Genomic DNA, 13,303 nt, shown 5'->3' on the forward strand with positions numbered 1-13,303 from the left:
GGACAACCTTGCCATACTCTCGCCATAATGCAGTTGGATACTGTATCGTCGTCAGTCCTGCAACCGTCATACGGAGTGAGAATGGGTCAGGTAAAGCTTTATATCGAAAAAGAAATGAGCTGGTTGTGCTTTAACGAACGTGTTTTGCAGGAAGCGGCAGATAAAAGTAATCCGCTGATTGAACGTATGCGTTTCTTAGGTATTTACTCGAACAACCTCGACGAATTTTACAAGGTACGTTTTGCCGATTTGAAACGACGTATCCTGATTGGCGAAGAGCAAGGCTCTGCCAGTACGCCACGTCATTTATTAAAGAAGATTCAACAGCGCGTCCTGAAATCAGATCAGGAATTTGATGCCCTGTATAACGACCTGCTGCTGGAGATGGCGCGCAATCAAATCTTCCTGATTAATGAGCGTCAGCTTTCCCCCAATCAGCAAAGCTGGCTGCGCCACTATTTCAAGCATGAACTGCGTCAGCACATCACGCCGATTCTGATTACCCATGAAACCGACCTGACCGAGTTTCTTAAAGACGATTACACGTACCTGGCCGTTGAAATTATTCGCGGTCAGGATATTCAGTACGCCCTGCTGGAGATCCCCTCCGACAAGGTGCCGCGCTTTATTAATCTGCCAGCTGAACCGCCACGTCGCCGTAAACCCATGATCCTGTTAGATAACATCCTGCGCTATTGCCTGGATGATATCTTCAAGGGGTTTTATGACTACGACACGCTCAACGCTTATTCGATGAAAATGACGCGTGACGCAGAGTACGATCTGGTAACGGAAATGGAATCCAGCCTGCTGGAACTGATGTCCTCCAGTCTGAAACAACGTCTGACGGCTGAACCTGTGCGGTTTGTTTACCAGCGCGACATGCCGGACTCGATGGTGGCGCTGCTGTGCGACAAATTGTCGATTTCAAATTATGACTCCGTCCTGGCGGGCGGCCGTTACCACAACTTTAAAGATTTTATCGGCTTCCCTAATGTCGGGAAAAACAACCTGATTAACCGGCCGATGCCGCAAATCCGTCATATTGGCTTTGATGGTTTCCGCAACGGTTTTGATGCTATCCGTAATCGCGACGTGCTGCTTTACTATCCGTATCACACCTTCGAGCATGTGCTGGAATTGTTACGTCAGGCGTCATTCGACCCGAGCGTGCTGGCGATTAAAATCAATATTTACCGCGTCGCCAAGCATTCCCGCATCATGGATGCGATGATTCATGCCGCCTATAACGGCAAGAAAGTCACGGTTGTGGTAGAACTTCAGGCCCGCTTTGATGAAGAGGCCAATATTTACTGGGCGAAACGTCTGACTGAAGCCGGTGTACACGTTATTTTCTCGGCACCCGGCCTGAAGATTCACGCCAAACTGTTTTTAATTTCCCGACGTGAAGGCGAAGAGATCGTGCGCTACGCCCACATTGGCACCGGTAACTTCAACGAAAAAACGGCAAGGCTCTACACGGACTATTCCCTGTTAACCGCCGATGCTCGTATCACCAATGAAGTGCGCCGGGTGTTCAACTTTATCGAAAACCCTTACCGTCCGGTGACCTTTGACCATTTAATGGTTTCTCCGCAAAACTCACGTCGGATGCTGTATGATTTGATCGATAACGAGATAGCCAATGCCCAGCAAAAACGCCCCAGTGGGATTACGCTGAAAATTAACAACCTGGTGGACAAAGGGCTGGTAGACAGGCTTTATACCGCATCCAGCGTGGGCGTAAATGTTAATTTACTGGTGCGCGGAATGTGCTCATTGATTCCAGACTTGCCCGGGATCAGTGAAAATATTCGCGTAATCAGTATCGTTGACCGCTTCCTGGAACACGACCGTGTTTATATTTTTGAAAACGGTGGTGATAAGAAAGTGTTTCTTTCATCCGCTGACTGGATGACGCGTAACATTGATTATCGCATCGAAGTTGCCGTAGCGATCCTTGATCCACAAATAAAGCAGCGCATTCTGGACATTATTGCTATTCAGCTCAGCGACACCGTTAAAGCCCGGGTTGTCGATAAAGAGCTGACTAACCAGTACGTTCAGCGCGGCAATCGTCGTAAAGTGCGGTCGCAGATGGCTATTTACGATTACATTAAGAAGCTGGAACAACCTGAATAACGCCTATGCCAATCTCCCAAAAAAGTACGCCGAAACCTCAAGAGTTTGCGGCAATTGACCTTGGTTCCAATAGTTTCCACATGGTAATTGCCCGCGTGGTGGATGGTGCTTTGCAGGTTCTGGGGCGTCTGAAGCAACGGGTACATCTGGCCGATGGTCTGGATGCCAAAAATTACCTGAGCGAAGAGGCAATGGAACGCGGGCTGAACTGCCTGGCGCTGTTTGCTGAACGCCTGCAGGGCTTTAACGCCAGCAACGTGACGATTGTGGGCACCCATACGTTACGCCAGGCGGTGAACGCCGAAACCTTTTTGCAGCGTGCAGCAGAGGTCATTCCCTATCCGATTGAGGTGATTTCCGGCCACGAAGAAGCTCGCCTGATTTTTATGGGCGTCGAGCATACTCAGCCAGAAAAAGGCCGCAAGCTGGTGATCGACATCGGCGGCGGGTCAACGGAATTGGTTATCGGCGAGGATTTTGAGCCGCAACTGGTGGAAAGCCGTCGTATGGGCTGCGTCAGTTTTGCCCAGCTTTATTTCCCTGGCGGTGAAATCAGCGTAGAGAACTTTCGTCGCGCTCGCCTGGCCGCCACTCAAAAGCTGGAAACGCTGGCGTGGCAATATCGTCTGCACGGCTGGCAGTATGCGCTGGGCGCATCGGGCACCATCAAAGCGGCCTGCGAAGTGCTGCTGGCCATGGGCGAGAAAGAGAAGCTGATTACGCCCGAGCGCCTGACCATGCTTTACGATGAAGTGATTAAGCACAAATCCTTTGCGGCGCTGAGTCTGCCGGGTCTGTCTGAAGAGCGTAAAAGCGTATTTGTTCCCGGCTTAGCCATTCTCTGTGGCGTGTTTGATGCACTCGCCATCCGTGAGCTGACGCTGAGTGATGGCGCACTACGGGAAGGCGTGCTGTATGAAATGGAAGGCCGTTTCCGTCATCAGGATATTCGCAGCCGTACAGCCCAGAGCCTGGCTAATCACTATGCCATCGACAGCGATCAGGCCCGGCGCGTACTGGAAACGACTGAACAGCTTTATCTGCAGTGGCGCGATCAAAATCCCAAACTGGCGAATCCCCAGTTGGCTGCGCTGTTGAAATGGGCAGCCATGTTGCATGAGGTCGGGCTGACCATTAACCACAGTGGTTTACAGCGCCATTCTGCCTATATTTTGCAGAACACTAACCTGCCGGGCTTCAATCAGGATCAGCAAATGCTGTTGGCGGCGCTGGTCAGATTTCACCGTAAAGCGGTGAAGGTGGATGAGCTGCCACGCGTGACGCTGTTCAAGAAGAAGCAGTTTTTACCCCTGATCTTTCTGCTTCGTCTGGGCACCTTACTGAACAACCAGCGCCAGGCCACGACGCGCCCGGATTCGTTAAAACTGACCTGCGATGACGGTCACTGGACGCTCACCTTCCCGGCAGGCTATTTCAATCAGAATAACCTGGTGCAACTCGATCTTGAGCGTGAGCAAACCTACTGGGATGAAGTAACCGGCTGGAAACTGATTCTCGCAGAAGCCTGACAATGCGGGCATTGACTGCCCGCATCACTGAACCGACGACGATGACATTACGAACCGATAATTATTTTGCCGAGACCTATGGCTTAACACCGACCCATTCTGAAGTGGTCGAAGCCTTACCTCAGTTGACGCCCGGAAAAGCGCTTGATCTGGGATGCGGAAGCGGGCGTAACACGCTGTTCCTGAATCAACATGGTTTTGAAGTCACGGCCTGGGACCATAATCCCGCCAGCCTGGATCGCCTGAATTACATTATTGCCACCGAAGGCCTGACCGGCATTCATACGGCCCAACAGGATCTGAACCAGGTGCGTTTTAATGGAGCCTACCAAGTGGTGCTCTCCACGGTGGTAATGATGTTTTTACAACCGGGAACGATCCCGCAGCTTATTGCCGATATGCAGGCCTGTACGGTGAAAAACGGCTTTAACCTGATTGTTGCGGCCATGAATACCGAGGACGCGCCCTGCCCGTCTGACTTCCCGTTTGCCTTTAAATCGGGTGAGTTAAGTCATTACTACCGCAACTGGCATATTGTGAAGTACAACGAAAACTGGGGACAGCTACATCGCAAAGATGAAAACGGCAACCGGATTAACTGCCGCTTTGCCACGCTGTTGGCGCAGAAAGCCAGTTATTAACACAGTTGTGTTTTTTTTAAACAACGGTTGATTTCACTGGGCGACTGTGACTAAATATTGCTGTCGCCCGGTTTGGGTTATTACAGGAATTACCCTGCGTGAACAGCGCCCTTTCTCCACGAAGACGTAAAAAAAGCGTCAGCATGACGCGGATTGTTTTACTGATCAGTTTTATCATTCTGTTTAGTCGCCTCGTTTTTATCCTGCCTGCGGCCTTCGAGCATCACCAGCAAAAACAAACTGAATCACCGCCGGTGATCACGACGCTTTCTGACAGTCGTTAATCGAAAGGTGTCATTAACCTGATTAAACGACGCGCAATCCCGCTGCTTGCGCCATTTTTTACATCCCTTTTCCAGTCAAAACGCTACACTTCGTGCAGGTGCTTTCAGACTAAAGGGATGCAATGTGTCTGCCTCACACTCTCAACGTTTAAGTGAAATTCGTCATCGTATTCTGACGCTGCTGCTCAATGAGCACGACCTTGTGGATGAATTACTGGATAAAGCCAGTCATCTCTCCCCTGAGCAGCAACGTGAAAATGTGATACATCGGGAAATACTCCAGCAAGACATCAGCCAGCTTCACGCCGCTGACCTTGCCGATATTCTTGAAGCCTTGCCTGAAGAAGCCCGACTGGCGCTCTGGAGCCTGGTTCCGGGTGAAAAACGCGGCCGCGTACTGGTGGAAGCCTCAGAAACCGTCTGGGACAGCCTGACTGAAGAGATGAGCGATCGCGCCATCCTGCAGGCGATGGAACCGCTGGATATTGACGATCAGGCCTGGCTGGTGCGTTATCTGCCGCGCGACCTTACAGGACGCCTGCTGACCTCTCTGGAGCCGAACCTGCGCGCCCGCATCCTGAGCGTGATGCAGTTTGACCGTGATCGCGTGGGTCGGGTTATGGACTTTAACATCCTCACGGTACGCGAGGATGTCACATTAGCCACTGTGCAGCGCTTTTTGCGTAAAGGCAAAAGCATGCCGGATGGCACAGACAAAATCTTCATCACCAATGAAAACAATCAGCTGCTGGGCGAGCTACTGCTAACCGATATCCTGCTGAACAAACCTAAGACTATGGTGAGCGACGTGATGAATTCGCATCCCACCACCTTTCAGCTCGACGACAAAGCCGAAGACGCGGCCAGTGCCTTTGAACGTTATAACCTGATCTCAGCGGCGGTGACCGATGCGCAGGGTAAACTTATTGGCCGTATTACCATTGAAGACGTTGTTGACCTGGTCAACAAAGAGAACGAAAGCAATATCCGTAAAATGGGCGGGATTAGCCAGGAAGAGGATGTTTTCGCCCCGGTGCGTAAATCCGTGCGTAATCGCTGGGCCTGGCTGGCGATCAATTTATGTACGGCGTTTGTTGCATCCCGCGTCATTGGCCTGTTTGAAAACACTATCTCGCAAATTGTCGCCCTTGCCACGTTAATGCCGATTATTGCCGGTATTGGCGGTAATACCGGCAATCAAACCATCACGATGATTGTTCGCGCCCTTGCGCTGCATCAGGTTGAACCGGGCAACTTCTCGTTCCTGTTTATGCGCGAACTCGGCGTAGCCTTGATCAACGGCCTGTTCTGGGGCGCGATTATGGGCGGTATCACCTGGCTTATGTACGACAACATGGCGCTGGGCGGCGTCATGATGCTAGCCATGGTGCTGAATCTTCTGCTGGCAGCCATAATGGGTGTGATGGTGCCGCTGGTCATGACCAAAATGAAACGCGATCCCGCCGTGGGCTCCAGCGTATTAATTACCGCCATCACCGATACCGGTGGTTTTTTTATTTTCCTGGGCCTGGCGACGATCTTCCTGATACCGCATTGATTACTGGTTTTGATAACCGTAGCGCTGCAGCGATCCTATGACATTCAGTCGACGTGTCACCTGTGCCAGTTCGCAGGTGACCGCGGGCAGCTGGTAGTGATTGCGCTGCCCCAGCCACTCCAGCACATCAGCTAAATGCCAGATAGCCGTTTTGCCATCGTGTACCGGTAACGGAAACTGTTTGCTGTGCGTCAGCATCAGTTTGCGCATGTTCTGACGTGATACGCCAATCAGGTCTGCAACATCGGTTAAGCCGACAAAATCAGGCGCGGCTTCAACCATCAATGCGCCAGGAATAGCAGACTGCACATCTGCTATCGCACTGCTGAGTGCGTGGCTCGCCGAGTCGGCGTGGCGCGTAAATTCCAGCGCCAGCTTGCCTGCCACACCGGCACCGACCAATGCATCATCGCATCCTGCCTCCGCCAGTTTTTCCAGTAACGCATCAATTGACCCCGCTGATTCAGGCAATTCAAACCGCAAGATGAAATGATATTCCGTCATATTAATTCCCTCTTTTTAACGTATCAGTAACGGTACAGTTATCTACCACGCGCCGCAGCGCTCTGGCATGGTTATGGGCATTTTTTGGGGTGCGCCAGATACAGGTCAGACAGTATTCCCCACAGCGGCACGTCGCCAGATTTGCCGGGCAGTACATTTTGCCCCATGCGTGATGACCCGTAGCCACCACGAGCCACCCCTGTGATTCTGCATAACATAAGGCGGCTTCAATCTCTTTGCTGGGATGTCGCTTTCTGTCCACCATGGCGCCTATCATTCCTTGTTTTTATAGGGTTGTCAACTGACAACTAAAGTGTCATTCGTGCGGTACAGGGGCAGCATGCGGGCTGTCTGGCGGCAGGTAAAACAGGTTGCGGCTAAAATGGAAAGGATTACGCAAAAAAGTGTCAGCCTGACGTGATGGACGACAATCGAAGATAACGACGGAGGAAATATGTTTAAAACTGATGACCTGGTACAAGCGAAAACGGGCGGGCCCAAAATGGTCGTACTGCGTGCCGATGGTGAAACACTGTGGTGCGCTCGCGTGGACGATGCCAGCAAAAAGGAAATTGAAGTTAACGCAGAAAGCGTCAATCTCTACCATGAAGAGGGCGATTTTGGCGTCTGTTAAAAGGGGTGACGTGACTCACACCGACCGCAACGGATAAGGCAACCGGCCGTTCGGTTACCCGGGAGCCTGGCTTCCGGGTAACCTTTACTGATTGCCTTATTCCGGGCTATTCGGCCGTCAGATTTTATTTTCCTGCAGGTTATTGCTGCCTAAACCACCGATAAAGGGCAGCCGCAAGCGAAACGGGGAAAAGCCTATTCCCGCGCTTAACCCCAAAAGATTGAATTCAATCCCCTCTTCCGCCCCTAAGGTGATGCCTGCTACGCCGAGTATCGACACCTGAACCCCACGACCAGAAGGTGGTAACCCCACCGGACGCCATAATGGCCGGTAGTCTTTTCCCAGCGCGTTGGCGGGCAAGTCAAGCTGCAAGGCGGGCACGTTACGACCGATGTGCGCCATAAAGGTATTACTGTTGGGTCCAGGCCAGGCATGATAGGTGGTAGGCCAGGGATAGGATTTTATGGCGGCTTCAATTTGCGGGATCATTTTTTGCGCATCGGGGCCGTGATGCTCAACCAGCAGCCGCGGTTTTGCTCCGTACCAGTAGCCATCAGGCAGGGATGAATTGCGCCTGACTTTATCGCCACTGCCCCAGCTAATCACTTCGTAACGTGTATAGCGGGTTTCACCTGCACGTTTAAAGATAATCCACGGATGCACTGCGATTGCGCCTTTCCAGCCGTATGTCGGTGCGGCATAGACCTGAACAATAGCCTGACCGGCATGAGCATGGGGATCGGGCGCAACGCCAGCCGAATCCCGGCGAGCCGTCGCCCAGCCACCCTGGCCGGTAGCGTTGTTGCCATGAGTGGCTTGCGCCAGGCTGGCCGCAAGCGACAGCAAAATCACGGTGAGAAAACAGAGACTGAAGATTTTCAGAGGCAGCATCGCGGTTCCTGCAGGTAAAAGATAAGGGATGATTTTGCAATGAAATATAGGGTTTGTATTCACTAACTATGCTGCGATGTCATCGCAATATTCACTCCCGCTGGTTAGTGGCTGCTGACGTAATGCCCGCCATCACGCAACGTTAAAAGGCCGTGATGGCTTTCACCACCAGCATGCTCAGAGGCGGGCTATACGCAGAATCAGCCAGCCTGAAACCCGCCCAGGCTCAGGAAGTAAACAGGGATACTCGCCGCCCGCATTCAGCGGGCGACCGGTCTGGGCTGCCCTTTGCTTTGCGGTCAGTACGGAAGGCGTCAGATCCAATCCCGAAGGCACGCGAAGCCTGCACTTCACCCATGCACGAAGCAGATAACAGATTCCAGGTGCATTTCATGCCTGGCGATTTCAACAACAGCATAGGTTATCTTGAACCCGCCGTCTGAAAACTAGCCTGTTATCGCCTTTTCCGCTACACGCTGCAACCACGCTTCATAGCGCCGCTGCGCCTCCGGCGCGGCAGGTTGGCTGCGTGAGTTTATCTCACCTTCGATGCCAAATATTTTCCACATCAGCGGCGAGAGTCCTTCGATCACGCTGTGTTGACTGCTCTCCGTTCTCAGCCATTCCAGACTGGATGTCTGGTAGCCCGGCAGGGCCTCGGAGTGGTAATCGAAAGCTTTGCCCAACCCGGAAAGATACATGATTTTAGCGGCAGTCAGGGATGGCCAGTGACGGGCAATATCTAGCGGCCAGTCCAACATGGCGCGCTCATTCCAGACCTCCGAATACGGAACCTGTTGGTTAGCCAGCAACGTCAGCATTAACGATTGCCCCAGCCCGGTCAGATAGACAGGCAACGCGTCAGCCGGAGGACGTTGATAAAAGGCATCCAGTGGATGTTCGCGCTTCAGGCCGGCCTGCATCAGTAATTTTCGCTCCAGCTCCTGCATCACGTTGCCTAACCCGGCATCCGTTGCCTCTTCAGTTTCAGTCAACTGTTTACTGCGCGTGGTACAGTTCCACAGCGACAACGCAATCTGCCAACGACGCTGTTCGCCCTCGCCAGTGCAGCCAATTTCCCCCGTCACCACATACTTCATGTCAGGAGGCAGGATCTCATAAATATCCTCACCCACCATCGGTTGGCCAGTGAGAACAGGACCATGGCCCTCCGCCATCAGAAAATAGGTGCACGCCGCATAATCACTCCAGTAATGTACGGCTTCAGCCAGATAGAGCGGAATCGCGCGCGACAGGCGGCCAAGCTCGTCTTCACGCTGTATGCCCTGGGCTGCTAATCCATCAGGTATTTTTGATAACGCAAAGAAACCGATCTTCGCTGTCTCTTCGGGTTTTTGGTTAAACAGCCAGTCGGCTTTGCATAAGCCGTAATGCCAAATGGGCTGCGTGACGGATAACGTTGTGATTTTCACATCATCAGGCGCCACCTGCTGAACGGGTTCCGTTTGGCGACGTTTCTCTTCAAACGCTTGTCTGTAATAATCAAGATGCTGCTTGATCGGGGCAAAATTGAGTGCATACAGCTGGTTAAGAAGCTTGAGTCCCTGCTCCGTCTGGTCCTGCTCAAGATAAGCCTGCAATAAATTTATACCGGCCATAGGATCGTGCTTTTGAACATCGTAATGAGGCGCAACCAGCGAAATCAGAAGAGGAATCTCGCCATTTCGTCCCAGGTCACCAGAGATCATATACAGCGCGTCAGAATCGTACCGTCCACCCGACAGTACCTCGTCATAAAGTCCGCGAGCCTTGTCGGTTTCGTTATGCTCCAGATAAAAACGGGCCATCCAGAGCTGTGCCCGCCAGCTTCCCGGCATCGCGGCAATGCTGCGTAAGCCCTCGATATAGGCCTCATCACCACCCCGCTCGCGCTGGATGCTCGCCCACCAGAGTAAGCCATTGTCGAGGTTGGGGTCCGTTTGAATGGCCTGCCAGAGCGTGTCATCTGCCTGTTTATCCTCACCGCGCTCGGAAAAGACTTTTGCCAGATTGGTGAGTAAGGTTCCTGTCGCGCCTGATTTATCGATTCCCTGGCGCAGGGTTTGTTCTGCCGCATCCAGTTGGCCGGTTTTCATCAGTACGATGCCGTGAAGGGTATGACTTCGCTCGGGATTGCTGTCAATGTCCACCAGGCGCTCCGCTGCCGCAACCAGATCGGAAGCAAAGGCGTCTTTCAACCCCATCAGAATCGCGGTGTACAACGCGTCCGCATCATCCCACTTCTTTTCCAGATCCGGCAGAAAGACCTTCTCACGCCATTCATTGCGTGCAATGTACATTTCCTGTCCATGAGCATCGTAAGCAACAATCATCTCCCGTTCTTGAGCGGGCTCGTCTGGTGCGGTATCGGCGGGTTGGTTTTTATTGCGCAGAGAAGAGAGAAGACGCTTAAACATGGTTAATTCAATCCTTGAGTAGTGAGACATCAGACAGCCTGATTGCCAGCCTTCATCATGCCGCCAGTGTTCGCGCCCTGAGGCGGTTTTACCGACTGACAGCGTAGCGGCACAGATATGAGTGTAGCGCTCAAAAAAACAGCTGGCACGAAATTGATTAAGCAACGGGTAAATCGTTAAAAAAGGCCGTGCAATAGCGATGCCGCGCCTCTTCCCTTTGCCTTTCGTCATTCACATTCTTATCGCATCAGAGAGAAAAAATTAAGTAGCTCGCTATTTAATAGTTTACAACACGATAAAATCCTGCCATCTTAGCCAAACTGAATAGCACACTACTTAATCGCAAACACAAGGAAATCAAAATGAACGTGAAACTCACCGCAGGTGCTTTATTGTTAGCCAGCCAGATCACATCAGCATGGGCCAACCCTGTGGAGAATGCGCCTGAACCTACCGTTGGTGTCGCCGCCTTTCTTAAAGCCCTTAACAGCGGCGGCGGCAAGCCCATCGAAACCTTAACGCCGAAAGAAGCACGCGCAGTGCTGACAGGCGCGCAGCAAGGCGCCGCGCTGCCGCCAGCACAGATTTCTGAAAAAACCATCACAGCATTGGGCAAACCACTCAAACTGACGATTGTTAAACCCGAACACGCCAGCGGAGTGCTCCCGGTATTCATGTTTTTCCACGGTGGCGGCTGGGTGCTGGGTGACTTCCCGACGCACGAACGTCTGGTGCGAGACCTTGTGAACGAATCCGGCGCTGCGGCGGTATTTGTGAACTACGAGCCATCACCGGAAGCCCATTATCCGGTCGCGATTACCCAGGCTTATGAAGCGACAAAATGGGTAGCAGAACACGGTGCGGAAATTGGCGTTGACGGTAAGCGCCTGGCGCTGGTCGGTAACAGCGTCGGAGGCAACATGGTGGCCGCCGTCGCGCTGCAGGCCAAACAACATAAAACCCCGGCGATTCGTTACGATGTGATGCTGTGGCCCGTTACCGATGCCCGCTTTGATGATGCTTCTTATCAGCAATTCGCCAACGGCTATTTCCTGACCCGAAACATGATGAAGTGGTTCTGGGATAACTACACCACGTCAGATAAAGATCGGAATAACATTCTGGCTTCTCCGCTGCGTGCCACTGAGGCACAACTGGCAGGTTTACCGCCAACGCTGATTCAGACTGCCGAACTCGACGTGCTGCGCGATGAAGGTGAAGCCTTTGGTCGTAAGCTGGATGCCGCCGGTGTACCGGTGACGGTTACCCGCTATAACGGCATGATTCACGACTTTGGTTTGCTGAATGCCTTGAGTAAAGAGCCAACCGTGCGCACGGCGATTGGCCAGGCGTCAGCGGAGCTGAAGGAACACCTTAAGTAAACATCGCCCGACAGCGGATTCGTATTCTTTTGTTCGTGCGGACATGCGGTAAATAAAATCAGCCGGATAGCACCGGCTGATTTTTTCTGGCTTAAATGCTGACAGGCATCAGGGCGTGATCATCCCGACCACCGCCAGCCACAGAACCCTGACCTTATCAAATTCCCGGTTGCTGGCACCTTGTACTGACCCCTTCTATCCCACTACTTCGCCTCATCAACAGTTGAGATTTCGGATAGCCGCCGCAGGAACAACGTTAAGGATTGCCAGGAGGTTTTTACTGAATTATCGTAAGCCGCTTTGGGTACCGCTGACATACAATTCTGGGCCAGGCATTCGGTATAAATGCCTGCCGAAGGGACAACTATGTCATATCGCATCCTTTGGTCAATCGCGCTTTTAGCCGTCACGGCGGTGTGGGGCTGGAGCTTCGTTGCGAAGCACGACACGCTGGGCGTCATGGCCGCATCCACCCTGAACGCGTGGATGTTTACCCTGGCGGCTTTTGCGCTTCTCCCCTTTTCAATCCGTTCTTTTCGCCACCTGAAGCCACGTGACTGGGCGCGTGCGGTATTGGCAGGCATCGTGCTCTTCGCTGCATTTTCCCTGCAGACATCCGGCACAGCTTATACAACGCCCTCCAATGCCGGGTTCATCACAGGCTTGTGCACCGTTTTCACGCCGTTGTGTATCTATCTTATCGGCAGAGGACGCCCCAGTGCTAAACAGGCAGCAGGAACCGCCATTGCCGTGTTTGGGCTTGGCTTGCTCAGCCTTGACGGGTTCAGGGTGCACTATGGTGATTTACTTATTCTGGGTTGTGCGGTGTGCTTCGCCGTACACATCGTCATCGTGTCGACTTTCACAACGCCTGACATTTCCCTGGCCTCAACATCGATACAACTGGGCATCGTTGGCGTGCTTTCTTTGTTATGGAGCGTCGCCCGTGACCAGTTTGCTGTACCTCACTCGCTGCCGACAGCATTAACAATCCTGTCACTGGCCCTGTTCGCAACAGCCCTGGCGTACGCCATTCAGAATCGTGCTCAGGCTGTGCTGGCCCCGGAAAAAGTCGCCCTGATACTGATTTGCGAACCTGTGTTTAGTGGGATTTTTGGTTATTTTCTCGCGGGCGATCGTCTGCCGCCGGAAAGACTTGCAGGGGCGGCGTTAATCCTGGTGGGGATTGTCGTCACAGAGCTTCGCGTCGTACGTCTCCTGCCTGCCGCCTGGCGTAGATCCTGAGTTCGCTTCAGCGCCGTGCACTGTTCAACGCGAACCCATTTTGCAGGCGAAATTCAGTGATATCCCTCGCCGTTCC

General features: G+C 52.7%; 12 protein-coding genes. 8 read left to right on the forward strand and 4 right to left on the reverse strand.

The window, feature by feature from the left end; all coding sequences use genetic code 11:
• Window positions 1-81 precede the first annotated feature (81 nt).
• The 5 genes from ppk1 (at window position 82) to mgtE (ending at window position 6,154) form a co-directional block, all read left to right on the forward strand.
• The gene (gene ppk1 / locus A6A26_RS20995; protein WP_063880546.1) at window positions 82-2,142 is read left to right on the forward strand and encodes a polyphosphate kinase 1; all 2,061 of its coding nucleotides are present in this window, start codon (window positions 82-84) and stop codon (window positions 2,140-2,142) included.
• Between the two features lie 5 nt (window positions 2,143-2,147).
• Window positions 2,148-3,671 (forward strand): exopolyphosphatase, encoded by a 1,524-nt coding sequence (gene ppx, locus A6A26_RS21000; protein WP_063880547.1) that lies wholly within the window; start codon window positions 2,148-2,150, stop codon window positions 3,669-3,671.
• A 2-nt stretch (window positions 3,672-3,673) separates the two neighbouring features.
• Entirely contained in the window at window positions 3,674-4,312 is a 639-nt protein-coding gene (tehB, locus tag A6A26_RS21005; protein ID WP_172823910.1) for a tellurite resistance methyltransferase TehB, read from the forward strand.
• A 98-nt stretch (window positions 4,313-4,410) separates the two neighbouring features.
• A complete protein-coding gene (locus A6A26_RS26085) occupies window positions 4,411-4,596 on the forward strand; it encodes a YfgG family protein (RefSeq protein WP_063880548.1) in 186 nt (61 codons plus the stop codon).
• Window positions 4,597-4,720: 124 nt separating this feature from the next.
• Entirely contained in the window at window positions 4,721-6,154 is a 1,434-nt protein-coding gene (mgtE, locus tag A6A26_RS21015) for a magnesium transporter (RefSeq protein WP_063880549.1), read from the forward strand.
• Here mgtE and A6A26_RS21020 read toward each other — a convergent pair whose 3' ends face one another.
• Together A6A26_RS21020 and A6A26_RS26090 are read right to left on the reverse strand one after the other, a co-directional pair.
• Entirely contained in the window at window positions 6,155-6,658 is a 504-nt protein-coding gene (locus A6A26_RS21020) for a helix-turn-helix transcriptional regulator (RefSeq protein ID WP_063880550.1), read from the reverse strand. It lies immediately after the preceding gene.
• A 1-nt stretch (window position 6,659) separates the two neighbouring features.
• A complete protein-coding gene (locus A6A26_RS26090; protein ID WP_082875218.1) occupies window positions 6,660-6,923 on the reverse strand; it encodes a hypothetical protein in 264 nt (87 codons plus the stop codon).
• 189 nt (window positions 6,924-7,112) lie between these two features.
• Between A6A26_RS26090 and A6A26_RS21030 the strand changes: the two genes are divergently transcribed.
• Complete coding sequence (locus A6A26_RS21030) at window positions 7,113-7,292, forward strand: DUF2158 domain-containing protein (protein WP_063880551.1); 180 nt, start codon at window positions 7,113-7,115, stop codon at window positions 7,290-7,292.
• 117 nt (window positions 7,293-7,409) lie between these two features.
• Here A6A26_RS21030 and A6A26_RS21035 read toward each other — a convergent pair whose 3' ends face one another.
• Together A6A26_RS21035 and A6A26_RS21040 are read right to left on the reverse strand one after the other, a co-directional pair.
• Window positions 7,410-8,183 (reverse strand): DUF3750 domain-containing protein, encoded by a 774-nt coding sequence (locus tag A6A26_RS21035; protein WP_063880552.1) that lies wholly within the window; start codon window positions 8,181-8,183, stop codon window positions 7,410-7,412.
• Window positions 8,184-8,629: 446 nt separating this feature from the next.
• Window positions 8,630-10,600 (reverse strand): tetratricopeptide repeat protein, encoded by a 1,971-nt coding sequence (locus tag A6A26_RS21040; protein WP_063881229.1) that lies wholly within the window; start codon window positions 10,598-10,600, stop codon window positions 8,630-8,632.
• A 362-nt stretch (window positions 10,601-10,962) separates the two neighbouring features.
• Between A6A26_RS21040 and A6A26_RS21045 the strand changes: the two genes are divergently transcribed.
• Complete coding sequence (locus A6A26_RS21045; RefSeq protein WP_063880553.1) at window positions 10,963-11,982, forward strand: alpha/beta hydrolase; 1,020 nt, start codon at window positions 10,963-10,965, stop codon at window positions 11,980-11,982.
• Window positions 11,983-12,348: 366 nt separating this feature from the next.
• The gene (locus A6A26_RS21050; RefSeq protein WP_063880554.1) at window positions 12,349-13,227 is read left to right on the forward strand and encodes a DMT family transporter; all 879 of its coding nucleotides are present in this window, start codon (window positions 12,349-12,351) and stop codon (window positions 13,225-13,227) included.
• Window positions 13,228-13,303 lie beyond the last annotated feature (76 nt).

The sequence above is a fragment of the Pantoea sp. OXWO6B1 genome, from assembly GCF_001641135.1.
Classification (GTDB): domain Bacteria; phylum Pseudomonadota; class Gammaproteobacteria; order Enterobacterales; family Enterobacteriaceae; genus Pantoea; species Pantoea allii.

What these genes read in the sequence shown, in the direction of transcription:
- ppk1 (WP_063880546.1), top strand. Translation starts at nt 82, where the DNA reads ATGGGTCAGGTAAAGCTTTATATCGAAAAAGAAATGAGCTGGTTGTGC.
- ppx (WP_063880547.1), top strand. Translation starts at nt 2,148, where the DNA reads ATGCCAATCTCCCAAAAAAGTACGCCGAAACCTCAAGAGTTTGCGGCA.
- tehB (WP_172823910.1), top strand. Translation starts at nt 3,674, where the DNA reads ATGCGGGCATTGACTGCCCGCATCACTGAACCGACGACGATGACATTA.
- A6A26_RS21020 (WP_063880550.1), bottom strand. Translation starts at nt 6,658, where the DNA reads ATGACGGAATATCATTTCATCTTGCGGTTTGAATTGCCTGAATCAGCG.
- A6A26_RS26090 (WP_082875218.1), bottom strand. Translation starts at nt 6,923, where the DNA reads ATGGTGGACAGAAAGCGACATCCCAGCAAAGAGATTGAAGCCGCCTTA.
- A6A26_RS21030 (WP_063880551.1), top strand. Translation starts at nt 7,113, where the DNA reads ATGTTTAAAACTGATGACCTGGTACAAGCGAAAACGGGCGGGCCCAAA.
- A6A26_RS21035 (WP_063880552.1), bottom strand. Translation starts at nt 8,183, where the DNA reads ATGCTGCCTCTGAAAATCTTCAGTCTCTGTTTTCTCACCGTGATTTTG.
- A6A26_RS21040 (WP_063881229.1), bottom strand. Translation starts at nt 10,600, where the DNA reads ATGTTTAAGCGTCTTCTCTCTTCTCTGCGCAATAAAAACCAACCCGCC.
- A6A26_RS21045 (WP_063880553.1), top strand. Translation starts at nt 10,963, where the DNA reads ATGAACGTGAAACTCACCGCAGGTGCTTTATTGTTAGCCAGCCAGATC.
- A6A26_RS21050 (WP_063880554.1), top strand. Translation starts at nt 12,349, where the DNA reads ATGTCATATCGCATCCTTTGGTCAATCGCGCTTTTAGCCGTCACGGCG.